This window comes from Mycobacterium sp. RTGN4 (assembly GCF_033804635.1).
Taxonomy (GTDB): domain Bacteria; phylum Actinomycetota; class Actinomycetes; order Mycobacteriales; family Mycobacteriaceae; genus Mycobacterium.
In genome coordinates, this window is sequence record NZ_JAPZLB010000004.1 from 104,546 (window position 1) to 129,581 (window position 25,036).

Annotated in this window: 23 protein-coding genes; 4 read left to right on the forward strand and 19 right to left on the reverse strand. The window is 66.6% G+C overall.

Annotated elements, in window-relative coordinates; genetic code table 11:
- Nucleotides 1–1,935: a primary-amine oxidase gene (locus tag SLQ30_RS10355; RefSeq protein WP_413467986.1), complete on the reverse strand. Its 1,935-nt coding sequence runs from the start codon at nucleotides 1,933–1,935 to the stop codon at nucleotides 1–3.
- Between the two features lie 50 nt (nucleotides 1,936–1,985).
- Nucleotides 1,986–3,494, reverse strand: coding sequence for a carboxylesterase/lipase family protein (locus SLQ30_RS10360; protein WP_319446191.1), 1,509 nt, complete (start codon nucleotides 3,492–3,494; stop codon nucleotides 1,986–1,988).
- An 80-nt stretch (nucleotides 3,495–3,574) separates the two neighbouring features.
- On the opposite strand from SLQ30_RS10360, the gene SLQ30_RS10365 reads away from it, so the two are divergent.
- Nucleotides 3,575–4,261, forward strand: coding sequence for a hypothetical protein (locus SLQ30_RS10365; RefSeq protein WP_319446192.1), 687 nt, complete (start codon nucleotides 3,575–3,577; stop codon nucleotides 4,259–4,261).
- A gap of 4 nt (nucleotides 4,262–4,265) precedes the next feature.
- Here SLQ30_RS10365 and SLQ30_RS10370 read toward each other — a convergent pair whose 3' ends face one another.
- The 8 genes from SLQ30_RS10370 to SLQ30_RS10405 form a co-directional block, all read right to left on the reverse strand.
- Nucleotides 4,266–4,841 (reverse strand): hypothetical protein, encoded by a 576-nt coding sequence (locus SLQ30_RS10370; protein ID WP_319446193.1) that lies wholly within the window; start codon nucleotides 4,839–4,841, stop codon nucleotides 4,266–4,268.
- Between the two features lie 28 nt (nucleotides 4,842–4,869).
- Nucleotides 4,870–5,961, reverse strand: a complete 1,092-nt coding sequence (locus tag SLQ30_RS10375) for an LLM class flavin-dependent oxidoreductase (RefSeq protein WP_319446194.1) — start codon at nucleotides 5,959–5,961, stop codon at nucleotides 4,870–4,872.
- A 7-nt stretch (nucleotides 5,962–5,968) separates the two neighbouring features.
- On the reverse strand, nucleotides 5,969–6,955 hold the full coding sequence (locus tag SLQ30_RS10380; protein ID WP_319446491.1) for an ABC transporter substrate-binding protein: 987 nt from the start codon (nucleotides 6,953–6,955) through the stop codon (nucleotides 5,969–5,971).
- Between the two features lie 80 nt (nucleotides 6,956–7,035).
- Nucleotides 7,036–7,773, reverse strand: coding sequence for an ABC transporter ATP-binding protein (locus SLQ30_RS10385; RefSeq protein ID WP_319446195.1), 738 nt, complete (start codon nucleotides 7,771–7,773; stop codon nucleotides 7,036–7,038).
- Entirely contained in the window at nucleotides 7,770–8,528 is a 759-nt protein-coding gene (locus SLQ30_RS10390) for an ABC transporter permease (protein ID WP_413468005.1), read from the reverse strand. The genes SLQ30_RS10385 and SLQ30_RS10390 overlap by 4 nt, the downstream gene beginning before the upstream one ends.
- A gap of 143 nt (nucleotides 8,529–8,671) precedes the next feature.
- The gene (locus SLQ30_RS10395) at nucleotides 8,672–9,373 is read right to left on the reverse strand and encodes a hypothetical protein (protein ID WP_319446196.1); all 702 of its coding nucleotides are present in this window, start codon (nucleotides 9,371–9,373) and stop codon (nucleotides 8,672–8,674) included.
- Nucleotides 9,374–9,462: 89 nt separating this feature from the next.
- A complete protein-coding gene (locus SLQ30_RS10400) occupies nucleotides 9,463–10,734 on the reverse strand; it encodes an alpha/beta fold hydrolase (protein WP_413467987.1) in 1,272 nt (423 codons plus the stop codon).
- A 57-nt stretch (nucleotides 10,735–10,791) separates the two neighbouring features.
- The gene (locus SLQ30_RS10405) at nucleotides 10,792–11,124 is read right to left on the reverse strand and encodes a hypothetical protein (RefSeq protein ID WP_319446494.1); all 333 of its coding nucleotides are present in this window, start codon (nucleotides 11,122–11,124) and stop codon (nucleotides 10,792–10,794) included.
- Nucleotides 11,125–11,288: 164 nt separating this feature from the next.
- On the opposite strand from SLQ30_RS10405, the gene SLQ30_RS10410 reads away from it, so the two are divergent.
- Nucleotides 11,289–11,627, forward strand: a complete 339-nt coding sequence (locus SLQ30_RS10410) for an RNA polymerase-binding protein RbpA (protein ID WP_319446197.1) — start codon at nucleotides 11,289–11,291, stop codon at nucleotides 11,625–11,627.
- On the opposite strand, the gene SLQ30_RS10415 is transcribed toward SLQ30_RS10410, so the two are convergent.
- The 8 genes from SLQ30_RS10415 to SLQ30_RS10450 form a co-directional block, all read right to left on the reverse strand.
- A complete protein-coding gene (locus SLQ30_RS10415; protein ID WP_413467988.1) occupies nucleotides 11,628–12,389 on the reverse strand; it encodes a polyprenol monophosphomannose synthase in 762 nt (253 codons plus the stop codon).
- 31 nt (nucleotides 12,390–12,420) lie between these two features.
- Complete coding sequence (lnt, locus tag SLQ30_RS10420; RefSeq protein WP_319446198.1) at nucleotides 12,421–14,250, reverse strand: apolipoprotein N-acyltransferase; 1,830 nt, start codon at nucleotides 14,248–14,250, stop codon at nucleotides 12,421–12,423.
- The gene (locus tag SLQ30_RS10425) at nucleotides 14,243–15,856 is read right to left on the reverse strand and encodes an amidohydrolase (RefSeq protein WP_319446199.1); all 1,614 of its coding nucleotides are present in this window, start codon (nucleotides 15,854–15,856) and stop codon (nucleotides 14,243–14,245) included. The genes lnt and SLQ30_RS10425 overlap by 8 nt, the downstream gene beginning before the upstream one ends.
- 1 nt (nucleotide 15,857) lies before the next feature.
- Nucleotides 15,858–16,349 (reverse strand): FxsA family protein, encoded by a 492-nt coding sequence (locus SLQ30_RS10430; RefSeq protein ID WP_319446200.1) that lies wholly within the window; start codon nucleotides 16,347–16,349, stop codon nucleotides 15,858–15,860.
- A gap of 33 nt (nucleotides 16,350–16,382) precedes the next feature.
- Complete coding sequence (locus SLQ30_RS10435; protein WP_319446201.1) at nucleotides 16,383–16,778, reverse strand: PPOX class F420-dependent oxidoreductase; 396 nt, start codon at nucleotides 16,776–16,778, stop codon at nucleotides 16,383–16,385.
- Nucleotides 16,779–16,781: 3 nt separating this feature from the next.
- Nucleotides 16,782–17,162 (reverse strand): PPOX class F420-dependent oxidoreductase, encoded by a 381-nt coding sequence (locus SLQ30_RS10440; RefSeq protein ID WP_319446202.1) that lies wholly within the window; start codon nucleotides 17,160–17,162, stop codon nucleotides 16,782–16,784.
- A 19-nt stretch (nucleotides 17,163–17,181) separates the two neighbouring features.
- Nucleotides 17,182–20,772, reverse strand: coding sequence for a cobaltochelatase subunit CobN (cobN, locus tag SLQ30_RS10445; protein WP_319446203.1), 3,591 nt, complete (start codon nucleotides 20,770–20,772; stop codon nucleotides 17,182–17,184).
- Between the two features lie 275 nt (nucleotides 20,773–21,047).
- Nucleotides 21,048–22,505: an NAD(P)/FAD-dependent oxidoreductase gene (locus SLQ30_RS10450; protein WP_319446204.1), complete on the reverse strand. Its 1,458-nt coding sequence runs from the start codon at nucleotides 22,503–22,505 to the stop codon at nucleotides 21,048–21,050.
- Nucleotides 22,506–22,618: 113 nt separating this feature from the next.
- Between SLQ30_RS10450 and SLQ30_RS10455 the strand changes: the two genes are divergently transcribed.
- Complete coding sequence (locus tag SLQ30_RS10455) at nucleotides 22,619–23,575, forward strand: TauD/TfdA family dioxygenase (protein WP_319446205.1); 957 nt, start codon at nucleotides 22,619–22,621, stop codon at nucleotides 23,573–23,575.
- Nucleotides 23,576–23,582: 7 nt separating this feature from the next.
- Here SLQ30_RS10455 and SLQ30_RS10460 read toward each other — a convergent pair whose 3' ends face one another.
- Nucleotides 23,583–23,780 (reverse strand): hypothetical protein, encoded by a 198-nt coding sequence (locus SLQ30_RS10460; protein ID WP_319446206.1) that lies wholly within the window; start codon nucleotides 23,778–23,780, stop codon nucleotides 23,583–23,585.
- A gap of 136 nt (nucleotides 23,781–23,916) precedes the next feature.
- Between SLQ30_RS10460 and cobG the strand changes: the two genes are divergently transcribed.
- The gene (gene cobG, locus SLQ30_RS10465) at nucleotides 23,917–25,029 is read left to right on the forward strand and encodes a precorrin-3B synthase (RefSeq protein WP_319446207.1); all 1,113 of its coding nucleotides are present in this window, start codon (nucleotides 23,917–23,919) and stop codon (nucleotides 25,027–25,029) included.
- The last annotated feature ends 7 nt before the right edge of the window (nucleotides 25,030–25,036 follow it).

Here is a 25,036-nt window from a genome sequence, read left to right on the forward strand (position 1 = left end):
TCAACTCTTGGCGTGGCAGGCGTCCGATTCTCCTGCGGGCACGTCGAGCGCCGGGTTGCGGTCGAAGAACCCGAACGGCTTCAGCCAGAACGAGACGACGTCGACGGGCATCACGGGCCAGTCCTCGGGACGCGTGATGTGGTGCAGCCCGAATACGTACCAGAGCACGACGTCGGTGTTGTCGATGGAGCGGTTGGCCTTCGTCCACTCCCCCAACCCGGTATCCGCGACGGACTGGTTGACGAACTCGCCGGCGGGCCACCGCTCGTCGGGATCGTTCGGAGTGACCCACAGTGTGTGCCCGATGACGTTGGCGCGCTTCATCACTGGCGACGCGGGGTCGAACATCGGCGGGAGTGCCCCGGTGGGCACCAACTTGTAGGACGGATGGGTTCCTATCCCGTTGACGACGTTGGTGTTCATCACCTTCCAGGCGCGCTGTGTCGCGAAGTCGACGTCCTGCATGCCCTCCTGCTCGGTGTGCAGGGGGACGTTGCGCATCACGACGGACAGGCCGTGCGGATTGTCGGGTCCGATCGGCTCGGCAAAGGACTCGCTCATGAACACCGTGTTGTCGGGGCCGTCGATGTCGAGATCGAGCCGGGCCACCAAGAAGTGTTGGTGGAAGGGCGCATACGTGCGCTCGTCGACCAGCGTCCCGTTGGGATTGGGCTGCCCGGGTGCGAGCGGCGTGGTCACCATGATGCCGGTGGCCCTGACCTCGCACTCGATGTTGCCGTCCTGATGCAGCCGCCAGTAGACCAGGTACTCGTAGTTGGCGACCGTCACGTGGAAGGACAGCGTCAACCGGCGCATGCGGCGCACTTCGGCGCCGGTGTCATGGTCGACGTGCTTCCAGAGCACCGCGTTGTCTTCTTCGTGAATACAGATCGCGTTGTTGATGGTGTACGGCTCGCCCTTGCTGTCGTGCAGCACGGCATCGAGATAGCGGATCTCACCGAGACAGTCGCACCCCAACTCCAGCGACTGCGTCATGAAGCCAAGGCCCCACTCTCCGATATCGAAAGCGGTGCGCCGGTAGTGATCTGGCGACGGGTCCCGGTAGGGCACCACCATCTCGGCGAAGGACAGCCGGTGTGCGATCGAGCGAGTTCGATCGCCGTCCCGATAGGTGACGCTGTGGAGCGTCATGCCCTCGCGATAGTTGAAACCGACGCGCAGCGACCAGTTCTGCCATTCCAGATGATTGCCGTCCAGCGTGAACGACGGCCCATCGGGTTGGGTGATGTGCAGCGGCTTGAGTGGATCGCGCCGCTGCCCGGCCCGGATGCGCTCCGGGATGTGTCTTGGCACGTATTCGCCCATCACGTCGGGGATGTCGATGTGCTCGCCATCCTCGACCCGCAGCACCTCCATGGCGTTCACGTCGATCACGCAGTGCAGTCCGCTGATGAGGTGCGCGTACGGATTCATCCCTGGTCCGTCCTTGAGCCAGGTGTCCGACCACCCGAGCCTGCGGTCCCGGAATTCGGCAGGAGCGACGGCATCGCCGTAGGTCCAGGTATCGAAGAACACCAGGTCGATGTCAGTGACGCCACGCCTAGCCAGCGCCGCAAGGAGTTCCGGATGAGTACGCAAGAGCTGGTCGCATTCCACGAACTCGTCGACGGTGAAGTTGGCCTGCACCCCGGGCACGTGCTCGAACGACTCGACCCGATCCGCGCTGAGCGACACCACGCTCTTGTAGGTGGCGTTGGTCGTCCGGTTCAGGCAAATCACCGTGGCGCGTCGCCCTGGGGTGGTGCCGTCCCGCTCGAAGGCACGCAGTTCGACCTTGGTGGGCTCGGCGAGTTCGATCGAGGCGAAGCGCCACCCCAATCCCGGCCCACCGGCCTCCACCTCGTGCTCACGCCGCAAGATTGCAGCGGCGGTAGCGAATTCGTCGGCGGACAGCGGATCCAAGGGGTGAGCCACCCAGTCACGCAATCACATCCGCTACGCCTGCGCAGGAAGTTTCGACAAGCTCACTGCGCAGCCAGCGAGAAGCCCTCCCACGCCACCCGGCGGTCGGCGGCCGGGTCGTATTCGAGGTGGCTGTGCCTGTCGAACACCATGACCGCGCGTTCGTCCTCGCCGTACACCGGCCATCCGTCGCCTGGCACTCCGGTGCTGCTGAAGGCCCGCCAGCGGTCCTGTACGTCATTGCTGACGCGACGCGCCGAACGCCGGTCCGCGGCGGCCGTCAACAGTGAACCGAACGTAGTGCGATACACGTCGAAGACAGCGAAGAGTTCGGTGGCATGGGTGGCGCCGAGTCCGGACCAGTGAAACGTCCTTGGCGCGTAGTCGTATCGGTACACGTAGGTCGGCGAATGCTTGCTGTGTGCCTCGGCGATCTGCCACGCGGCCGTGCCGAAGGCAAAGTCACCGCCCAACTGGATGCACGCCGAGGAGCTTGGGTAGCCGGGATAGGCGCCGGTGATTCGATTGCGCGAGTCGACGTCGGTGTAGGTCAGCAGCTTCTCGATCATGCGCTCGTTGGTCGGGAGCAGCGGCATGAAACGCGTGAACAGCCGCCCCTCCTCGGCGTTGGTGCCCACGATGAGCGGCACCTGGTGCGCGGTTCCGGCCCGCATCGCTTCGACCGGATCCTCGGGGAGGAACTCGGTGCCATAGGCGGGCCCAGCGGGAAACGCGCCAGGCATGTCGGTCATGCCGCGGGCGATGAGTTCGTCCAGCGCGTCGACGAGCCGCCTGGGCTTGGCGGCCATCAGCGCCGCAGCACCGTCGCGCCTGCTGGCCCCCAGTAGGCCGGCGAAGTGCTCGGCGAACGTCTCGGCCGCTTCCGGTGACCGCACCATGCCGCTGGCCGGACTCTCTGAAATAGCTTGGGCGAAAAGGCCTTTTGCTTGCGGGACGGCCATCAGGGTGGCGACCGCATGCGCGCCCGCGCTCTCCCCGAAGATGGTGACGTTGTCGGGATCCCCGCCGAACACCCCGACGTTGTCGCGCACCCAACGCAACGCCATCACGAGGTCCTGCAGGTACAGGTTGCCGTCGATCGGGTGTTCGTCAGTGGACAGCGCCGATAGGTCGAAGCAGCCCAACGCGCCCAGTCGATAGTTCACCGAGACGAAGACGCACCCGCGCCGGGCAAGCGCCGCCCCGTCGTAGATCGGCGTGGCCGAGCTACCCATGATGTACCCGCCACCGTGAATGAAGAACATCACCGGCAACGGACCATCGGGGGGCGACTCCGGCGCAACGACGTTGAGCGTCAGGCAGTCCTCACTCATCGGCTGATACCTGCCAACACCGAGCAGGGTGTACTTGCGCAGTTGGGGTGCGCAGTAGGTGAATCCGTGGCAGTACCGCACGCCGCGCCATGGCTCGACGGGTCGTGGCGCGCGGTAGCGCAGGGGGCCGACCGGCGGGCGGGCGAACGGGACGGATCGCCAGCGGTGGACGCCATCACGGGTGAAGCCTTCGATCGTGCCGCTGTCGACGGTCACGCGAACGGTGCGCTCGTGCATCACCCGACGGTAGCGAACAGCCCGTCCGTCGGACGCGCCTGACCGAATCGCCGCGGGTGCTGCGCGCTAGCCTGGCCGGTATGCGGGTTGCGGTGATCGTCGGTGTGTCCTTGCTGTTCGCGGGCTGTGCAAGCGATGTTCCCAACGATTCCCGACCGTCCCAGTCGGCGCCAAGCACGACGTCGACGACCCGCGCTGCACCACCGGTGACCAGCACGACCACCGGGGGCGCACCCACCAAGGCGCCGGTCGCCGGCGCCCCGATCTCCGAGGTCATCAGCTGGATCGAGGCGGGCAAGCCCGCCGACCCCGGGGCCTTTCACTCCGCGACCCTCGACGGCGCCACGACGCAAATCGGTGACGGTGTCGCGTTCGTCACGGCGGGCACCGAGGCCGCCTGCATGACGAACAAATACGTCGATGGCGAACTGTCTTGCCTGCTGAAGCTGACCAACCCGCCCCCTCGGCCGCCCGACTTCCCGACGGCCTGGAAGAACAACTGGGTCGACTTCAGTGGCACCAGCGTGGAGATCGGATCACCCCACGGAGATCCCGGCCCCTTCGCGGTCGGCATGGGTGCGGAATTGCCTGCCGGACAGACCCTCGCATTCGGCGACTACCGGTGTCGCGCCGATGCAGCGGGTCTGTTCTGTGTCAACTATGCGCATCAGTCAGCCGTCCTGATGTCCAAAGCAGGCGTCGAGCCATTCGGGTGCCTGCAGGAGGCCACCCCGCCATCGGACATCGGCCTGCAGTTCACGTGCTGAGGGGCTAACCCGCCGGCCGCGCCCGTTCCCGAACGCGCGTCGGATAGGCCTGCGTCATGCCCACCGCACCCACGATGACGACTATCGGGATCACCCAGTTCGTCCAGTCCTTCGACTCCGGTACCTGGGTGGCGTAGTAGCCGAGCACCGATATCAACGCAAAAACCAGCGCCCACATCAACGTGAGCACTCTGTTGGTTTGCCGGAACGCCAACTTCTCCCAGTCCGCAAGCTGCCGAGAGGGATTGGCGTACTGCTCGGTGAACGGGGTGAACACCAACGAGCCCAGCGCCATGATCGCCAGCACGCCGCTGGACAACGTGGTGGCGTAGGTGTCCATCCAATCCCGGTCTTGGGCGCCGACGATCATTCCTGCTGCGGTGACGGCGACGAAGAACACGATGGTCACGATTTCCAGTAGCCGGGGTCCGCCACGACCCATCGATACGCCGATGATGATCGCCGACAGCACTGCGCTCAGCGCGCCGAACATCCACGTGCTTGGGCCTTCGGCCACCACCCAGTAGATGATCCACGGTACGAACCCGACGAACGGGCTGTGCTCAAACCACTCGTCCACATCGCCGAGCGTAAGCCCCTGTCAGGCGCTAGGCCACGCCTTTGTGCCTCAGCAGCGGCAGCACGCCCTCCGCGAACCAGTACGCCTCCTCGAGATGCGGATAACCCGAGAGGATGAACTCGTCGAAGCCGAGCGAGTGGTACTCGTAGATCAGGTTGGCCACCTCCTCGTGGCTGCCCACCAGCGCAGTGCCCGCACCGCCGCGGACCAAGCCGACACCGGCCCAGAGGTTTGGGTAGATCTCGAGCCGATCCAACCGTCCGCCATGCAGGGCCGTCATCCGGCGCTGTCCTTCCGATTCCGACTTGGCATGCAGCGCAGTTTGTTTGGCGATCTGCTCATCGCTGAGCCCGGCGACGAGCTCGTCGGCGACGGCCCACGCTGCCGCCGACGTGTCGCGGCTGATGGTGTGCAGCCGGATCCCGAACCGGACCTTGCGGCCACGGGCCTCGGCCAGTTCGCGGACCTTCGCGATCTTTGCCGCGGCGGCCTGCGGCGGTTCTCCCCATGTCAGGTAGACGTCGACGTACTCCGCGGCGATCGGCAGCGCGGCCGGTGACGAGCCGCCAAAGTAGATCTGCGGCAACGGATCCGGCGGAGCCGATACCCGGGCGTCCCTGACGTCGTAGTGCTCGCCCTTGAAGTCGAGGGATTCCTGGCGCCACACCGAGTTGACGATGTGGAGGAATTCGCCGGTACGGGCGTACCGATCGTCGTGGCCGAGCCAGTCGCCGAACCGACGCTGCTCGACGTCGTCGCCACCAGTCACGATGTTCAGCAGCACCCGCCCCTCGGAGAACCGCTGCAGCGACGCGGTCTGCTGCGCCGCCAGTGTGGGCGGCACCAAACCCGGCCGAAAGGCGACGAGGAACTTCAGGCGCTCGGTCTCGGAGAGCAGCGCCGCCGTGGTCAACCAGGCGTCCTCACACCAGGTTCCGGTCGGCGTGAGCACCCCCTCGTAGCCGAGCCGGTCCGCGGCGCGAGCCACCTCGGCGAGGTAGCGGCGCGTCGGCGCGCGGTAGTTGGCGGGCACCGATTTCTGCGACGACGCGTGTGACGACGCGACGATCGAGCGACTGTCCCCGGCGGTGGGGAGAAACCAGAAGAATTTCGCAGGCATTTCGCTCCTAGCTGCGGGTGAGGTACAGCGCCGAAAGCGCCGAGTCGTAGCGGTTGTCAACCCACTTCTTGAATTCGGGCGCCGCAGCAATCTGCTTCGACTTGGCGAACAAATCGGCCAACTCCTGTTCGGAACCCACCAGCTGATCCGACAGTGGAACCGGCAGGCGCAGGCTGCGGCCCTGGGCCTCAGCGCCCACCTTCGGGTCCAGACCCACTGCGGCAGAATAGCTTTGCGCCCACTTGTCGGGGTTGTCCTTCGCCCAGCGCACCGCCTTTGCGTAGCGCACGAGGAGATCACTCACCGCAGTGTTGCGTTTGGGGTCGGCCAGCGCTTCGTCGGACGCGACACCGAAACCGGCGCCGTTGGTGACGCCGGTAGCCTCGGCGATGCTTCGCACCGGGATGGTGGCTTCGGCCTGAGCGGTGTAGGGATCCCATACCGCCCACGCGTCGACCTGGCGCTGTGTGAAGGCGCCGAACGCATCGGCCGGCTGCAGGAAGACGAGCTGGACGTCGGACGGCGACAGCCCAACGCGGTTCAGCTGGGCGAGGACGTTGCCGTGAGCCGAACTGCCCTTGCCCACCGCGATGCGCTTGCCGCGCAGATCGGCGACCGTGCGGAGCGGCGAGTCCTTCTGCACCAGGATCTTGTCGCCGCGACCGCTTCCGTCGTAGGCGGATACGACCTTCACCTTGGCGTTGGACGCGGCGCCGAAGATCGGCGGGGTGTTGCCGGTGATCGCGAAGTCGATCTTGCCCGCGGTGGCCGCTTCGATCTGGGGCGGCCCGGACGTGAAGGTGGAGAACTCCACCTTGTAGGGCAGGTTGTCCAGTGCGTTGGCTGCGCGCAAGAGCGCCTCGGTCCCACCCTTCTGGTCGCCGACCTGGAGCGTCAGCCCTGACAGTTCCGACAGCGGCACAGTGGCCGGCGCCTCCTTGGCACCGGAACTATCGGAGCGCGACACACAGCCGGCCAGCAGGCCGGCGAGCATCAGCAGCACCGCGACGCGAAGCGCCAGCGGTCGGCTCGAGGTGGGCATGACGATTCCCTTCTCCTTCGATCTCGGATACATCAGACCCGGACGCCGAGCCGTTCAAGCAACTCGGCACGGTAGCGCCCGGTGTTGGCGGACGGATCCGACAGCGGGCGCCGTGGGTCGTCGACGACGAGCGTGTGCACCACCCGGCCCTCCTCCAGCACCAGCACCCGGTCGGCGAGCGCAACCGCCTCATCGACGTCATGGGTCACCAGGAGCACCCCGAACCCGTGCTCACGCCACAGCGCAAGCAGAAGCGTGCGCATGCTGAGCCGGGTAAGCGCATCCAGTGCGCCGAATGGCTCGTCGAGCAGGAGTAGTTCCGGCTCGGCGACCAGCGCGCGGGCCAACGAAACACGTTGCGCCTGACCGCCGGAGAGCGTCAGCGGCCAGGCGTCCGCCCGGTCCGCGAGCTCGACGTCGGCGAGCGCCCGCTCGGCGCGAGCGGCGACTTCCACCTTTGACAGCCTGCTCCGAGTCAGTCCGTAGCCGACGTTGGTGCGCACGTCGCGCCACGGAAACAGCCGCGGCTCTTGGAACGCCAGGGCCGGGGCTCCGGCGACCATACGTTCACCGGTGTGGTCAGTCGACAGCCCGGAAAGCACGCGCAACACCGTCGACTTGCCCGATCCGCTTCGGCCGATGAGCGCGACGACCTCGCCCTTGCCGACGGTGAGCGACACGTCGTCGAGCACCTTCCGTTGGCCGTACCACTTGTCCACGTGGCGAAGTTCGGCCGCGGCCAAGACCTTTCGCTCCGAGGTGACGGTCACGAGCGGTACCTCAGCGCTCGGGCCTCCAGTGCGCGGACTATCGCGTCGGTACCGATGCCCAGCAGTGCGTAGATGATCAATCCGAAAATGATGATGTCGATGCGCAGGAAGTCGCGGGCGTTGTTGATGAGGAATCCGATTCCACTGTCTGCGTTGATCTGCTCGGCGACGATCAGCGTCAGCCAGGCTATGGCCAGCGACTGGCGCAATCCCACCAGCACTTGCGGGGCGGCGCTCGGCAGGATGATCGTCCGGAAGCGCTGCCAGAACGAAAACCCAAGCACTTGAGCAGTTTCGAAGAGCTTGGGGTCAACCTGACGGATCGCCGAGAACGTGTTGAGGTACAGCGGAAAGCTCACCCCGAGCGCGACCAGAAGCACCTTGGGCAACTCGCCGATGCCGAACCACAGGATGAACAGCGGGATGAGCCCGAGGTGTGGAAGGGCGCGCACCATCTGCATGGGCGGGTCGACCGTAGCTTCGAACCACCGCGACAGCCCGACTGCCGTACCCAGCCCAACCCCAATCAGGCCGCCCAGCAGCAACCCTTCGACCACTCGGACGCCCGATACCCGCAGGGCGTCCACGAGCTGGCCGTTCTCGATCAACTCGACGCCGGCCTGCGCGATCAGTGAGGGAGCGGGCAACACGTCTTGGGGAATCAACCCGAGCGCGCTGCCCAACTGCCACAGCGCAAGCAGCGCGATAGGGGAAGCCAGCCTGATCAGTGTCCACTTGCGTTGGCGCAGGCGCACTTTCGCTGCCGGGGAGACGACCGTGGTCACCGCGGCAGACTCGACGGGAGTGGTCACGATGCTGCAACGCTACGCAGTGACCTCACAGCGGGGAAGCATTCAATTCTGCTTGAGAGAAACGAAGGCAGCGGACGTGAAGGCGCTCAGCCGAAGCGTGTGGTGCCGGTGACCAGCCCGGCGGTCACCGCGCGACCGTTGATCCTCGACGTGAGCGTGCCGCTCTGCAGCTTCACCGATTGGTCGGCCTGCTGCAGAATCCGCTTGTTTCGAACCTGAGCTTGAAACTGTGCGGTGTTGAGCTGCTGAAGCTCGGCCTGTTCGAAGTCGCGACCGGTGATGCCGCCGTTGAACTGCACTCCGGTGACCGAGCCGTCCGGTCGCACGATCCACGATGCGCGCGAGCCGTCGAGCGCCGCGGTGTACATCCCTGCAGGCGCTGACACGGGCGCCGCGGTGAAATCGTAGGTGACGCCATTCATCACCAGGTCCCCCGTGACGTCAGAACCGTTGAAGGAGGCCGCCAACGTGTCGCGAAACTTGGACGTGATGTCGATCTTGCCTTCGGCCTGATTGCCGAAGAACCACGCCTCGTCGTCGACACCGTTGCAGGCATATGCGGTGATGTCGTTGCCGTCGACGGAGATTCCGATGGCCATCACCTTCCCGTCCTTCTTGATGTCGGCCATGTACCTCGCGGATTGCGGGAAAGGAGCCGGCCCTGCGGCGGACGACGCCTGCGTCGTGGACGTCGCTTCTGTCGACGTGCCGCTCGAACATGCAGATAACGCGCCCAACGCCAACATCGCGATGAGGCCCGTGAGCAGGGTGCGGAGGAAAATTCTCATGCGCCCAGCATGGTTCGCGGATCCCTGCGTCACATGAAGATTCCGTGGAGATTGCGTGGAGATGTGCGAGCGCCGAACGGAAACGCGCATCAGGTCGCGAGAAACGTTCGCACCTCGTCGCAAAACACCTGCCACGCGGGTTCGTTCTCGGTGAGCAGGTGGTTGTTGCTCGACAACGCGACCAGCCGGGAATCGGGGATCAGTGCCGCCAACTCCTCCCCGTAGCGCATCGGCACTCGATGGTCGTCGCGCGCGTGCATGATCAACGTCGGGCACGAAACACGCTCGGCAAGCTCGCGCACGTCGATCCGGGCGAACTCCTCAAGGAACCGCACCGCATTGTCCGGCGAGGTGGTGCGGCGCTGCAGGTGGTCGAAGGCCTCCCAGTCAGCCCGCGTGCCGTCGGGCAGGAACTGCGCGGCGAACACCTGCCGGAACGCGGGATCGTCGCGGCCCCAACCCACCCGGGCCAACTCGAGATCGAGTGCGGCGGCTCGTCTCTCGTCATCGTTGTGCGCCCGCACCTCGCGGCCCTGTGCATACGCCGAGCACAGCACCAGTTTGGTGACCCGCTCGGGATGTCGCGCCGCGTACGCCACCGCCACCGCCCCGCCCTGCGAGACACCGAGCAACGGAAACCGTTCCAGTCCAAGAGCTTCCACTACTGATTCCAGGTCGGTGACCCAGTCGTCGAACGTGAACTCCCCGGCCTCCCAGTCCGAGAGCCCACACCCGCGTTCGTCGTACCGGATGAAATTGCGCCCATCGGCCAGGTCGCGCACCCAGTGCCGCCACACCGGGCTCTCGATGTCGTAGCCGAGATGGGTCATCCAGTTCGCCGCCCGAACCAACGGCGGCCCCTCCCCTGCCACCGCATATGCCAATCGCACCCCGTCGGCGGCCCGGCAGAACGCGATGTGCTGTCGCGGCGCGGGCGCAGGCACGCGCGCAGCGGCCGGATCTGCGCGCAGCGTGCCCACGAACTGATACCCGCGCCCGCGGACGGTTCTGATGTAGCGCTGAGATTCGCCGTCGTCGCCGAGCGCATGCCGCGCAGCCTTGATGCGGCTGGTCAGGGCCGCTTCACCGACGAACCGGCCGCCCCACACCGAATCGAACAGTTCCTCTTTGGTGACGAATCTGTCGTTGTTGCTGACGAGCAGGGTCATGACGTCGAAGACCTGAGGCTCGACCCGGATCACGTCCTCGCCACGGCGCAACTCGTAGCGGGCGGTGTCCAGCGCGAAGTCGTCGAATCGCCACACCCGACCAGGCTTGGTCGGCGGCGTCGGTTCGGAAGTCGACTCGGTGGATGTCAAGGACACCTGCTCCGATCTCGTCGGGGTATCGCAGGTGGCCATCGTAGCTGTGTAGTCGCTGTGCGGGCTCGATGCCGACGTTCGCACCGGTTATCGGCGTCAACGCCAGCCGTCCGCCTCCTTCGCCGCGCGCAGCAACGCTTCACACAATTCGCGGAGTTCGGGCCCTTCCGCGCCTTCTTCGACGGCGGTGGCCACGTCCTCGGCCGCGCAGCGCACCTGGAAGACGCGATCGGCTAGCTCGGCGGCCTCCGCTGCGGTCAACACCACCGAATCCGGCGGCAGTGACGTGCCCTTCACCAGGGCACGCTGCTCGTAGGCCCGCTGCCGGCAGGACTGCCTGCAGTACTGCCGGCGACGGCCGACACCGGCGTCGGGGACCTCACGGCCACACCAACGACAGGGTTGCGCTTGTCGTCTTGCCCGGCCCAGTCGGCCGACTCCGGTCGTCACGAGTCCCGACTGTAAACCGCCGCGCTGCGCGACCCCGGTAGCATGGACACCTGAGTCGGGAACTTCGCGCCGGCCCGTTGCGTTGATTCTCCCGGATGTTCGGGTGAATACCCGGATGAATTGTTTGAAGAGGAGTGTGGACCATGGCTGATCGTGTCTTGAGAGGCAGTCGACTCGGAGCCGTGAGCTACGAGACCGACCGCAACCACGACCTGGCGCCGCGTCAGGTGGCTCGCTACCGGACGGACAACGGCGAGGAGTTCGAGGTTCCCTTCGCCGACGACGCCGAAATTCCCGGTACCTGGCCGTGCCGCAACGGCCTGGAGGGCACGCTGGTCGACGGCGACCTCCCCGAGCCCAAGAAGGTCAAGCCGCCGCGCACGCACTGGGACATGTTGCTCGAGCGCCGTTCGGTCGAGGAGCTCGATGAGCTGCTCAAGGAGCGGATGGACATCATCAAGACCAAGCGCCGCGGTAACTAACTACCGCACGACGCCGCGGGCGCGATCGATGCGCCCGCGGATACCCCACTCAGCGACCTTGACGATCGCCTCGCTGATGTTGGAACCGCTCATCTTCGACTTGCCCAGCTCGCGCTCGGTGAACGTGATGGGCACCTCGACGACCTTGAATCCCGCAGTCACGGTGCGCCAGCTCATCTCGATCTGGAAGCAGTACCCCTTCGAGTCGACCGTGCCGAGTTCGATTTTCTCGAGCACCTCGCGCCGGTAGGCCCGATAGCCTGCGGTGATGTCGTCGATGTGGGCGCCAAGCATGACCCGCGCGTAGCCATTGGCGGTCTTCGACAACACCTTGCGCCGCCACGGCCAGTTCCGCACCGTGCCGCCGTCGATGTAGCGCGATCCGATGGACAGGTCTGCGCCTGCGTCGACCGCGTCGAGCAGGCGGTACAACTCCTCGGGGGCATGGCTGCCATCGGCATCCATCTCGACGAGCACCGAGTAACCCCGCCCCAGCCCCCACGCGAACCCGGCCAGATACGCCGCTCCAAGCCCGGCCTTGCTGGCCCGGTGCATGACGTGGACGCGGTCGGGATCGGCCAGTGCTAGCTCGTCGGCGAGCTCACCCGTGCCGTCCGGACTGCCGTCGTCCACGATCAGCACGTCGACGTCCGGCTGCGCAGTGTGCACCCGACCGACGATCAGCGGCAGGTTGTCGCGCTCGTTGTAGGTCGGAATGATGACCAGCGTGCGCTGACTCGGGCGGTCGCCACCCTTACTCATGCGCGATCCCGCTCCGCTTCTCGCTCGCAGGTCATGTCGCTCCTTCTTCGGCTGCATTGGTCGCCTGTTTCCGACGACGCACGAACCTCCCATTGTGCAGCATGGCGCCGACCACAGCCGCAACACCGACGGAGACGAGTAGTGCTTGGATGATCGGACCCCATCGGGTCGCTGGTGTGAGGCTCGACTTCAGCCGAAGCTGAGCGTCGAGGTAGGCGGGCTCGAAGAAGTCGGTGCGGGCGAGCACGCGACCGTCCGGGGCGATCATCGCGCTGATCCCGACGGTGCCCGCCACGACGACGTAGCGGTCGTGTTCGACGGCACGTAGCCGGGCGAACGCAAGCTGCTGAGCGCTCATCGGCTCGTCGAACGTCGCGTTGTTCGCGGGCACGGCGAGCAGCTGCGCACCGCTGAGTACCGCTTCGCGGGCCGCCCGATCGAAGATGACCTCCCAGCACGTCGTGACGCCGATGGGAATGCCTGCGGCGTGCACCACGCCGTTGCCGCCGCCTGGTACGAAGAAGCCGGCGCGATCGGCGTATGACGACAAGTGCTTGAAGAACCCACGCCACGGCAGGTACTCACCGAACGGTTGGATGATCTTCTTGTCGTGGCGTTCGCCGGGGCCGGTGGCCCCGTCCCACACGATCACCGAGTTGGTCGCCGCCGGGTCGTCCCTGGTGTAGTTGGGCGCCGCGACCACGGCCCCGACCAGGATGGGCGCGTGTATCGCATTGGCGGCCAACGAAATTTGACCGCCCGCGTCGGAGTTGGCAAGCGGATCGATGTCCGACGAGTTCTCTGGCCAGATCACGACGGCCGGTTGCGGCGCAAGGCCCTTCTGTACGTCGGCGGCGAGTCGCAGCGTCTCACCGACGTGGTTGTCGAGCACCGCGCGCCTTTGCGCGTTGAACTCCAGGCCGAGCCGCGGCACGTTGCCCTGAATCGCGGCCACCGTTACGGGTGGATCATCGCCCGCACCTGACCCGGACTTGCGGAGGTGCGGGCTGGTGAGCGCGACGCTCAGCAGCACCACGACCACGCACAGCCCGGGCACCAACACCGCGGACGGCCCCGTGATCACGCCCCGATCGCGTCGGTGCCGCGCTCTGCGCGCGGCCTCCAGCCCGATTGCGAGCAGGCTGAAGCTGACCAGCACCGCCGCGAACGACACCAGCGGAGCACCGCCCAGTTGCGCCAAGGTCAGCAATGGACCGTCGGTCTGACTGAACCCGATTACTCCCCAAGGGAATCCACCGAACGGCACGACTGACTTCAGCCACTCGGACAGCGTCCACACTGCGGCGAACCACACCGGCCATCCGGGCGCCTTCCGAACCAATACGGCGAGCAGCCCGAAGATGGCAGGGAAGATCGCCTCCATCGCCGCCAACGCCAACCAGGGAAAGGCGCCAACCAAGCCACTGATCCACGGCAACAGTGGGATGTACAAGGCCAAACCGAAGAGGAAGCCATACCCGAATCCGCCTGCCCGAGTGGTGGATTCATGCAGCAACGTCCAGCCGAGAAGTGCGAACCCACCGAAGACCAGGTACCACATGCCGAACGGAGGAAAGCTGGCGCACACCAGCAGCCCGGCGGTAATGGCCGCCGTGATGCGCCACGTGCGCGGTTCCAGCGCCTGCCATGTCCGCGCGCCAACCCGGGCGGCCACTGCGAGGGCCATCGCGCCGGCGGTGGCCGCCGCCGACGGGGCTGGGGCCGACTCTTCGGAGGCATCGGCTGCGGTGGGCCAGAGCTCCTCGTCGTCGGCTTCGGCGGCTTCGTCCCGGACGGCCGGAAAGGTATCGGTGTCGTCGGTGGGCCGAGACCAGGCTTGCCCGCGTTTCCGGTCAGCCATGGACGACGACGCCCCGGTGCACCGCACGCCGACAGGTAGGAAGTGGATCGTCTGGCTCGAGCCGCGGCAGGGCAGGTACCCGGGCCCGAGGATCGGTGGACCACCGCTCGACACCGTCGGCCGGCGTGGCGACCACCAGACCGGCTGGGCCGTCGGCCACGTCCCACACCGCGTACGACGCGGGCGCACCGGGCACCAGCGTGCCGCTGATCCCGTCGCGAACACCGCCAGCCCGCCACGCCCCGCGGGTGGCCGCCGCGAACGCCGCGCGGGCCGACAGGGCGCTGCCCTGCGTCCGATGGCGCATCGCCGCGCGCACCGTCTCCCACGGATTCATACTGGTGACGGGCGTATCGGAACCCAAGGCGAGTGGCACGCCATGGGATGCTAACAGTGCGAAGGGGTTGAGCCGGCGGGCCCGGTCGACACCGAGCCTGCTGGCGTACATGCCATGCTCACCCCCCCACAAAGCATCGAAATTGGGCTGCACGCTGGCGATCACTCCGTTTGCGCCCAGCCGGTCGGCCTGTTCGGCGGTGACCATCTCCAGGTGCTCGAGGCGATGCCCACAACGGGCCACGGCCGCCGCACCGAATCGCTCGACGACTCGGTCAAGGGCGGCGACGACGGCGGACACCGCCGCGTCACCGATGACGTGGAAGCCCGCCGTGATGCCTGACTCGGTGCAGGCGCCGAGGTGGGCTTCGACGGCGTCGACCTCGAGATAGGCGTTTCCGCAGCCGTCTAGATCATCGGCGTAGGGCTCGCGCAGCCACGCGGTGCGCGAGCCAAGTGCGCCGTCCACGAACAAGTCGCCCGCCAGCCCGCGTGCGCCAGTGAGCGCCATCAGTTCCCTGGCCTGTTCGGCGGTGCTGACGGCCTCGCCCCAGTAGCCGACGACCTCGACGCCGTGGCTGGCGGCGCGCAGCGCGTGCCAATCGTCGATGCCACCGATGTCGGGTCCAGCGCATTCGTGCACCGCGACGATTCCGGAGCGGGCGGCCAGTTCAAGTGCTTCGACGCGGGCCTCGTCGCGTTGCGCTGACGTCAGCAGGCCGCGCGCGACGGCGCGCACCAGGTGGTGCGCCTCCGCCGTCAGCGGTCCTTCATCGGCGTGGCCGACGGCCGCAGGCAGCCCCGGCACCAGCGCACGCAGCGCGGTGTTGGCGACCGCCGAGTGCACGTCGACGCGGGCGAGGTAGGCGGGCCTGCCCCCGAGCGCGCCGTCCAGGTCGGCGGTCGTGGGCGGGGCGGGGTTCGGCCAACTGGATTCATCCCATCCGTGCGCCCAAATGGGGCCGTTGGGGTGTTCGGTAGCGAAATCGACCAACAGCCGGAGCAGATGCTCACGAGACGTTGCAGGCCGCAGGTCGAGGCCGATGATGGCCAGCCCCGTCGCGGTGAGGTGGACATGACTGTCGACGAAGGCCGGCGCGAGGAACCCGCCCTGCAAGTCGATCACCTGGGCCTCGGGAAACTGGGCGCGCCCGACGTCGTCAGCGCCGAGCCAGGCCACCGTCGCGTCGGACCCGTCGGTTACCGCGATCGCGGTGGCCTCCGGCATGGCGGGGCTGTGCACCCGGCCGTTGACCAGCAGCGTGGTCAAGTTAGGCGGTCGGCCCGGAAGAAGTACCTGGAAGGCGCGGCGTATCGACGATGATGACGTCGTCGGTCACGTCGAGCACCTCACCGTCGATGTAATCGCGCTGGGCCGGGCGGTAGGGGCCCGTCGACGTGACCAGAAGCGGCACGCGCCCAAGCCCGCGGGCGGCGAGTGCCATGACGACCGGGCGCGCGACGACGCGAGTCGGCGGCAGGAGCAGCAGAAGCCCGAACACCGAGGTCACGAACCCGGGCACGATGGTCAGTATGGAGCCAAGGGCGATGAGCACCCCATCGGTCGCCGCGCCCTGTGGCGTGGCAAGCCCGGAACGCAGCCGCTGAAGCTGACGCGTCGCCTGTGAGCCCGCCACCGCCAACCCAAGGACGAACGTGCCGAGCAGCAAGAGCACCGTCCAGCCGAAGCCGATGGTGTACGTGAGCGCGATTACCGCCGCCAGTTCGACGAGCAGGTAGAGACCGAAGAGCCGCTTAGCCATATAGGTCCAACGTGCGAAGAAACCCGAGGGTTCCTAGCTGGACGACTCGACCGCTTGCACTTCGATGGCGGCGTGCACCTTGTCGACGCCACCGCGGAAGATCGCCTGAGGAACCCACCACCACGCGTGCCACCAGTACCTCCTGGTCACCATGTCGAAGACCCGCCGGGTCTCCGACTTGGGCAGGTTTCGAGCCACCGCCTCGACGGGTTCGCCCTTGGGCTTGCCGAGCACACCGCACTTCTGGATGGTGACCCGCGGGGTGTTGTTGATGCGCTTGGTCTTCCATGAGCCGTCGTCGGTGCTGATCACCAGCTTGTCCCCTTCGGGCACGCCCCACACCGGGGTGGGCTTGGGCCGGCCGTCCTTGGTGAACGTGGTCAGCAGCAGGTACTTCGCGCCGTAGATGTCCGTGAAGGTTGGTGCCATTGTTCAGTTCACCGCTCTCAGTTCGATGGTGACGTTCTTGGCCATGCCGCCGCGCACCTTGGAGAAGACGTTGAACGTCTTCCCGATGAGGCCATAACGCTTGCCGATCGCGTCGTAGGTGGCCCCGTTGGCTGACTTGTCCAGGACGGCGGCGGTGGCTTCCACCGCGTCGCCCGTGGGCTTGCCGCCGCGGTCGCAGGTCGCGATGGTCACCCGCGGGGTGTTGCGAATGCGCTTGACCTTCCAGGACTGCTCCTGCGTGATCGCGATCAGTCCGTCCCCCGACGGTGCGGCCCAGATGGCGGTCGGCTTGGGTCGGCCGTCCTTGGTGAACGTGGTCAGCAGGATGTACTCGGACTTGGCTACGTCCGCGAAGGTCGACATCCTCCGAATCTAGCGGGGTTCAGCCTTCGAGCTCGCCCTCGGTCTCCAGCAGCACCTGCTTGAGCCCGTCCAGCGTGGCGGACTCGGGTTCGGCCCACATCCCCCGCCCGGCCGCCTCGAGCAGCCGTTCGGCCATGCCGTGCAGGGCCCATGGGTTGGACTCAGACATGAACTTTCGATTCTCGTCGTCGAGCACGTACTCGCCCGCCAAGCGCTCGTACATCCAATCGGCCATCACCCCGGCGGTGGCGTCGTAGCCGAAGAGGTAGTCGACGGTGGCGGCCATTTCGAACGCGCCCTTGTAGCCGTGCCTGCGCATCGCGGCCATCCAGCGCGGGTTCACGACGCGGGCCCGGAACACGCGGGTGGTCTCCTCGGACAGCGTCCTGGTACGCACCGCATCGGGCCGGGTGTTGTCCCCGATGTAGGCCGCGGGGTCGCGACCGGTCAGTGCGCGCACCGTGGCCACCATTCCGCCGTGGTACTGGAAGTAGTCATCGGAGTCGGCGATGTCGTGCTCACGGGTGTCAGTGTTCTTGGCGGCCACCGCGATACGGCGGTACTGCCTGCTCATGTCGTCGGCGGCCGGAGCACCGTCGAGCCCACGGCCGTACGCGAACCCACCCCACGCGGTGTACACCTGCGCGAGGTCGGCGTCGTCGCGCCAGTTTCGGCTGTCGATGAGCTGCAGCAGGCCCGCACCGTACGTGCCGGGTTTCGAGCCGAAGATTCGCGTGGTGGCCCGGCGTTGATCACCGTGCTCGGCGAGATCGGTACGCGTGTGCGCGCGCACATAGTTCTGCTCATCGGACTCCTCGAGCCCGGCGACCAGCTGGACCGCGTCGTCGAGCATCGCGACCACGTGTGGGAATGCGTCGCGGAAGAAGCCCGAGATCCGCACCGTGACGTCGATGCGTGGTCGACCAAGCTCGGCAAGCGAAATCGCTTCGAGGTCGACGACGCGGCGGGAAGCCTCGTCCCAGACCGGCCGAACACCCAGTAGCGCAAGCACTTCGGCGATGTCGTCACCCGACGTGCGCATCGCCGAAGTACCCCACACCGACAATCCGACGGATTGGGGCCATACGCCGTGGTCGGTTCGATAGCGCTCGAGCAGTGAATCCGCAAGGGCGACACCGGTTTCCCACGCCAGCCGCGACGGGACCGCCTTGGGGTCGACGGAGTAGAAGTTGCGTCCGGTCGGGAGCACGTTGACGAGGCCGCGCAACGGTGAGCCCGATGGACCGGCGGCGATGAAGCGGCCGTCGAGCGCCCGCAACAGCTGCAACACTTCGTCGGTGGTGCCCCGCAACCGCGGAACCACCTCGTTCGCGGCGAAGCGCAGCACCGAGGCGACTTCGGCGTCGTCGGTAATGGCGTCCACCGCATCCGCGGCCCACCCGGCCTCCTGGAGTGCGGCCACCAACTCGCGGGCCTGAGCCTCCGCAGCGTCGACGGAGTTTCGCGCGTCACTACCGTCCTCGAGCAATCCGAGCGCCTGGCGCAACCCTGGCACGGTGTGTTCTCCGCCGAACAACTGGCGGGCGCGCAGGATGGCCAGCACCAGGTCGAGTTCGACCGCTCCTTCTGGCGCCTGACCGAGGATGTGCAGGCCGTCGCGAATCTGGACGTCCTTGATCTCGCACAGCCAGCCGTCGACGTGCAGCAGCATGTCGTCGAACGCGTCCTCGTCCGGTCGATCGGCCAGCCCGAGATCGTGGTCCATCTTGGCGGCCCGCATCAGCGTCCAGATCTGCTGCCGGATGGCAGGCAGCTTGCCGGGATCGAGGGCTGCGATGGCCGAGTGTTCGTCGAGCAGTTGTTCGAGGCGCGCGATGTCGCCGTAGCTCTCCGCGCGCGCCATCGGCGGGATGAGGTGGTCCACCAGGACGGCATGGGCACGCCGCTTCGCCTGGGTACCCTCGCCGGGATCGTTGACCAGGAACGGGTAGATCAGCGGCAGCTCGCCGAGCGCGGCATCGGATCCGCATGCCGCCGACATGCCCAACGTCTTGCCGGGCAACCACTCGAGGTTGCCGTGCTTCCCTAGGTGCACGACGGCATCCGCCTTGAACGAGCCGCCGAATCCGTCACCCAGCCAGCGATACGCCGCGAGATAGTGGTGACTCGGTGGCAGATCCGGATCGTGATAGATCGCGACGGGATTCTCACCGAACCCGCGCGGTGGCTGGACGATGAGCACGACGTTGCCCGATTGCATTGCCGCGATGACGATTTCGCCTTCGGGGTCACGGCTGCGGTCGACGAACAACTCACCGGGCGGTGGACCCCAGTGCTTGACGACGGTATCGGCAAGTTCGACGGGCAACGTGGCGAACCAGGTTCGGTACTCCTTGGCGGACACGCGAATCGGGTTGCCCGCCAGCTGGCCCTCGGTCAACCACTCGGGGTCTTGGCCGCCGCGTTCGATCAGTGCGTGAACCAGCGCGTCACCATCCTCTGCGTCCACGCCGGGCACGTCGCCGATGTCGTAGCCGGCTTCGCGCATGGCGCGCAACAGCACCACGGCGCTCGCGGGGGTGTCCAACCCGACGGCGTTGCCGATGCGGGCATGCTTCGTCGGATAGGCCGAGAACACCAGCGCCACCCGCTTGTCCGCAGGGGCGATGTTGCGGAGGCGGGCGTGCCGCACCGCGAGTCCCGCGACGCGGGCGCAGCGCTCCGGGTCGGGCACGTAGGAGATCAGGCCCTCGTCGTCGATTTCCTTGAACGAGAAGGGAACCGTGACGATGCGGCCGTCGAATTCGGGAACGGCGACCTGGGTGGCGACGTCCAGTGGGCTCAGGCCGTCGTCGTTGGCGATCCACTGCGCGCGCGAACTGGTCAGACACAGCCCTTGCAGGATCGGGACGTCGAGCGCGGCCAGATGTGCGACGTTCCACTGGTCGTCAGTGCCGCCCGCGCCGACCGATGCCGGATTGGCGCCACCGGCGGCGAGCACGGTCGTCACCAATGTGTCCGCGGTACCCAGCAGCGCGAGCAGTTCGGGCTCCGCCGTCCGCAACGACGCGCAATACACCGGCATCGGCTCTCCGCCCGCATGTTCGATGGCGTCACATAGCGCTTGGACGTACTCCGTGTTGCCCGCGAGGTGCTGGGCGCGGTAGTAGAGCACCGCAATGCGGGGCCCTTCGCCCCGCTTCGCATGTGGCCGGTCCAGCTGGCCCCATGTCGGCGTGGTCGCCGGTGGCGCAAAGCCGAAGCCCGTCATCAACAGGGTGTCGCTGAGGAACGCATGGAGTTGACGAAGGTTCTCCGTGCCGCCCTGCGCCAGATAGACGTGCGCCTCCAATGCGACACCCGCGGGAACGGTCGAGTGGCTCATCAGGTCCGCGTCGGGCGCCTGCTCCCCGCTGAGCACCAACGTGGGCACTCCGCTGGCAGCGATGCGGTCGATGCCGTCCTGCCAGGTGCGGTAGCCACCGAGCATGCGCACGATCGCCACGTCGGCGCCGTCTAGCAGCGCGTCAAGTTCGTCGTCGACGAGCCGGGAAGGGTTTGCCCAACGGTAGGTCGATCCGCTCGCCCGTGCGGTGATGAGGTCGGTGTCCGACGTCGACAAGATCAGGACGGTCGGGTAGTGACTCACCCACCATTAGTACCGCACGATCAGCGGTCGGAGTTACCCCAACGACCGTGCCAGGTCTGCGGGTACGGTGCCCCGAGCATCGAAATGAGCGCCAACACCACTGCTGCGAACACGATGAGTTCGAACATTGTTGTCTCCTAAGCCCCGTACCCGGTGCCGTATCGAATGTTGCTGGCAGACGGGCGTGTTCAAAGAAACGTACGACCGAGCCGGTCGAAAGTGATCATCTTGTGTGGCATGGAACACACCAATGGGAATGGTGATCTGGCTCACATTCAGGTCGAATGAATGTCGAAATCGCCGAGGTCAGGACTCTTCAGCAATTCCCGATGCCGCTCCGGCGTCCACGGGAACAATTCGGGCAATCCGTCCTTGCCCAAATACCAACTCGAGCAACCCGTTACCCAAATGGTTTGCGGCATGGCCGCCTTCATGTCCTCGTTGTATTCCTTGGTCGCCGCCTCGGTCGGCGCCGCAGCGGTTACCCGGCCTTCGGCGATCTGCTTGATCCACCACAGCGCGTACTCGGCCTGGTCTTCGGCGATGGGCACCAGCGATTGGTTTCCGATCGGCGAGTGCGGCCCCATCAGCATGAACAGGTTCGGGAAGCCCGGCACGGCCACCGAGCGGTAGGCGAACGGCCCGTCCTCCCAGGCCTCATCGAGCGTGATCCCGCGTTCGCCCACGATGTGCATCGGACGGACATACGCTCGCGCGTCGAAGCCGGTCGCCAGCACCAGGAGGTCGAGCTCGTGGAGCGTCCCGTCTACGGTGACGACGCCGCGCGGTTCAACGCGATCGATTGCGTCGGTAACAACTTTGACGCCCGGCTTTTGGACCGACCGATAGAACTGTCCGGAGAAGATCATTCGCTTGCACATCGGTTGATCGGGCGGGCTCAACTCTTGCCGTAGCTCGCGGTCCCGAACCGACAGACGTAGATTGACCCGACACAACGTCTGATAGAGCGTGCGCGCGAAGCCGGGACGAATAGGCGCGCGGCCAAACGTTTTACGTACGAACCAGCCCCAGAAGAGATAACCCGGCTGAGTGAGCCCCGGCCACTTCCGCATGAGCGCCCGGGTCGTGCGTTTGTAACGCACGTTCGGCCACGGACAGACCCACTGTGCGGTGCGCTGGAAGACCCTCAGCTCCCTGACGTTGCCGCCAAGTTCGGCGGTGATTTGCACGCCGGTGGACCCGGTGCCGATCAGACCGATTCGCTTGTCCGGCAACGCCACCGAATGGTCCCAGCGCGACGAGTGAAAGGTCGGTCCCGCGAAGGAGTCGAGTCCAGGGATGTCCGGGTAACGCGGCACGCGGAGCACACCGGTCGCCGTGACGAGCACGTCGAACGCTTCCTCCCCCGCCGACGTCGTGACGTACCAGCGGCCGGCACGATACTCAGCCGACGTGACGTCGCTGCCAAACCTGATGTGTCGAGCGATCCCCCGTACATCGACGGTGCGGCGGAAGTAGTCCTGGATCTCCGCGCCCGGCGGCATCAGCCGCGACCACTCTGGGTTTGGCGCAAACGAGTAGGTGTAATAGCGCGAAGGGACGTCGCAGTGGAGCCCCGGATAAGTGTTATCGCGCCACGTCCCGCCGACCTCGTCGGCCTTCTCAAAGATCGTGAAGGCGTCCATGCCAGCGTCCTGCAGCTTGGCCGCCATGCAGAGCCCAGACATCCCAGCCCCGATGATCGCCACCGATGGTCCGCTTCCAACAGTCATTGTGTCCCCCGACCTACGACCAAAGTCACGGTACGCCAGGCGCCCGCCGTCCGGTTCGAATCTCGCGCATCCAAACCCTGGTCAGTCGGTGGTGAACATGCGGAGATTAGGCCATGGTCAATCCCTCCCCCACCCCAAACTCGCTCGACGTGGTCAAGCTCGGAGCGAACATCGGCGCAAGGATCGACGGCGTGCGGCTCGGCGGCCAGCTCGACGCATCCACCGTCGAAGCGGTCAACGACGCCCTGCTGACCCACAAGGTGATCTTCTTCCGCGAGCAGCACCACCTCGACGACGACGGCCAGTTGGAGTTCGCGCGACTGTTGGGCACTCCTACGCTCGCGCATCCCACGGTGCTTTCGCGCGGTACCGACGTCCTGCCGATCGACTCTCGCTACGACAAGGCGAACTCGTGGCACAGCGACGTCACGTTCGTCGACCGGCCACCCAAGGCTTCGCTGTTGCGGGCCATCACCCTTCCGGAGTACGGCGGATCGACGGTGTGGGCCTCGACGGAGGCGGCCTACGACCAACTGCCGCCTGCGCTCGTCGCACTCGTCGAGCAGCTGCGGGCGTTGCACACCAACGACTACGACTACATACGCGATTACGAGGACAGTGACGCCGACGTCGCCGACACCCAGCGTCAGTACCGCGACGAGTTCGTCTCCGATCACTACGAGACCGAACACCCCGTCGTGCGCGTCCATCCCGAAACGGGGCGTCGTGTGCTCCTGCTTGGGCACTTCGTCCGAAAGTTCGTCGGCTTCGGGACCGTCGAGTCCTCGACGTTGTTACAACTGCTCCAAGCGCGCATCACGAAGTTGGAGAACACGATTCGGTGGAACTGGGCACCGGGTGACGTGGCCATCTGGGACAACCGCGCTACACAGCACTACGGGGTGGCCGACTTCGACGACCAGTTCCGACGGCTGAGCCGCGTCACGCTCGCCGGCGACATCCCCGTCGACGTCCACGGTGCGTCCAGTCGGGCGCTCGCCGGTGACGCGTCGCACTACTCCGACGTCGTGCCACCCCGACACCTCGCGGCGGTACCAACGCCGGATTGAGCACCCTTCAGAGTCGCTCCATCGCCCGCCGCATCGCGGCGGTCTCCAGGTACGTGTAATTCTTCGGCGGGTAACTCCGCGGGTAACGCCGCCCGCCGCTGTCGGAGACAGCATCGGCGGTGAAATACCGCACCAGCACGCTCCACCAGTGGCTGGCTGGCTTATCTCGTGAAATGGAGCCAGGCCCCACGACCACTACAGACATCGAAATCCCCTTGCTTCTCGGCCGCCGAATCAGCCGGTCGACCTGATGAAGCGAACGTATTTTGACGGGGCCGATGAATAGCGCGTAGTCGGCTACCCGAATCTCGACGGGTACTACTCATATGCTCGAAGTCGACATGACTAGGGCCCGCGACGACGACGCCTGCCCCGGTGCGCTGCACGTGCACCAGGCCGCAGACGGTGCATTGGCACGCGTGCGACTGCCCGGCGGCATGATCACGGCCACGCAACTGGAGGCCCTCGCGCTGGCGGCGATGCAGTTTGGCTCCTCGGCAATGGAACTCACGTCGCGCGGCAACGTCCAACTGCGCGGGGTGAGCGACACCGATGGCCTCGCTGAAGCCGTGACCAAGGCGGGTTTGCTGCCGTCGTCGACACACGAACGCGTGCGCAACATCGTCGCGTCGCCACGGACCGGCCGACGGGGTGGCCTCGTCGACGTCAGGGGTTTGGTCAGCAGGCTCGATGCCGCGATTCAGGCCGACCCCGCGCTCGCCGAGCTACCAGGCAGGTTCTGGTTCAGCCTCGACGACGGCCGTGGCGACGTGTCCGGGCTTGGTGCCGATGTCGGCGCCCACTTCCTCGAAGTCGACTGCGCCGCACTGTTGGTGGCCGGAGTCGACAGCGGAGTGCGGATGGCCGAAGCCGACGTGATCGACACGCTACTGGCCGTGGCACGGGCATTCCTGGCGGTGCGCGGAAAGGCATGGCGCACCGAGGAACTCGACGATGCCAACACGTTGACTGCCGGGTTAACCGTCACAGCGGAGCCCGGCACCACGTGGCCGCCGGAGCTGCGGCCGCCGGTGGGCTGGATCGAGCAGGACGACGGCCGGGTCGCACTCGGGGCCGCCGTGCCGCTCGGGGTGCTACCGGCGCGCACGGCGCAGTACCTCGCAGCCATCGACGTCCCACTGGTGGTGACGCCGTGGCGTTCGGTGCTGGTCTGCGACCTCGACGAGGGGGTGGCCGACGTCGCGCTGCGGGTGCTCGCGCCGCTCGCGCTGGTGTTCGACGCCGATTCCCCGTGGCTCGAGGTCAGCGCGTGTACCGGCAGCCCGGGTTGCGCGAAGTCGGTTGCCGACGTGCGCCACGATGCGACCGTGGCGGCGCAGGAATCGGTCGGCTTCCACCGGCACTTCGTGGGCTGCAGCCGGGCCTGCGGAAGCCCACCCGCAGGCGAGGTCCTGGTGGCGACCCCGGACGGCTACCAGCGACGTCACCCGTAGGGTGATC

Excerpts from the sequence above, each read along its gene's own strand:
- SLQ30_RS10360 (WP_319446191.1), bottom strand. The coding sequence starts at position 3,494 with ATGCACGAGCGCACCGTTCGCGTGACCGTCGACAGCGGCACGATCGAA.
- SLQ30_RS10365 (WP_319446192.1), top strand. The coding sequence starts at position 3,575 with ATGCGGGTTGCGGTGATCGTCGGTGTGTCCTTGCTGTTCGCGGGCTGT.
- SLQ30_RS10375 (WP_319446194.1), bottom strand. The coding sequence starts at position 5,961 with ATGCCTGCGAAATTCTTCTGGTTTCTCCCCACCGCCGGGGACAGTCGC.
- SLQ30_RS10380 (WP_319446491.1), bottom strand. The coding sequence starts at position 6,955 with ATGCTCGCCGGCCTGCTGGCCGGCTGTGTGTCGCGCTCCGATAGTTCC.
- SLQ30_RS10395 (WP_319446196.1), bottom strand. The coding sequence starts at position 9,373 with ATGAGAATTTTCCTCCGCACCCTGCTCACGGGCCTCATCGCGATGTTG.
- SLQ30_RS10400 (WP_413467987.1), bottom strand. The coding sequence starts at position 10,734 with ATGGCCACCTGCGATACCCCGACGAGATCGGAGCAGGTGTCCTTGACA.
- SLQ30_RS10410 (WP_319446197.1), top strand. The coding sequence starts at position 11,289 with ATGGCTGATCGTGTCTTGAGAGGCAGTCGACTCGGAGCCGTGAGCTAC.
- SLQ30_RS10415 (WP_413467988.1), bottom strand. The coding sequence starts at position 12,389 with ATGAGTAAGGGTGGCGACCGCCCGAGTCAGCGCACGCTGGTCATCATT.
- lnt (WP_319446198.1), bottom strand. The coding sequence starts at position 14,250 with ATGGCTGACCGGAAACGCGGGCAAGCCTGGTCTCGGCCCACCGACGAC.
- SLQ30_RS10430 (WP_319446200.1), bottom strand. The coding sequence starts at position 16,349 with ATGGCTAAGCGGCTCTTCGGTCTCTACCTGCTCGTCGAACTGGCGGCG.
- SLQ30_RS10435 (WP_319446201.1), bottom strand. The coding sequence starts at position 16,778 with ATGGCACCAACCTTCACGGACATCTACGGCGCGAAGTACCTGCTGCTG.
- SLQ30_RS10440 (WP_319446202.1), bottom strand. The coding sequence starts at position 17,162 with ATGTCGACCTTCGCGGACGTAGCCAAGTCCGAGTACATCCTGCTGACC.
- SLQ30_RS10450 (WP_319446204.1), bottom strand. The coding sequence starts at position 22,505 with ATGACTGTTGGAAGCGGACCATCGGTGGCGATCATCGGGGCTGGGATG.
- SLQ30_RS10455 (WP_319446205.1), top strand. The coding sequence starts at position 22,619 with ATGGTCAATCCCTCCCCCACCCCAAACTCGCTCGACGTGGTCAAGCTC.
- SLQ30_RS10460 (WP_319446206.1), bottom strand. The coding sequence starts at position 23,780 with ATGTCTGTAGTGGTCGTGGGGCCTGGCTCCATTTCACGAGATAAGCCA.
- cobG (WP_319446207.1), top strand. The coding sequence starts at position 23,917 with ATGACTAGGGCCCGCGACGACGACGCCTGCCCCGGTGCGCTGCACGTG.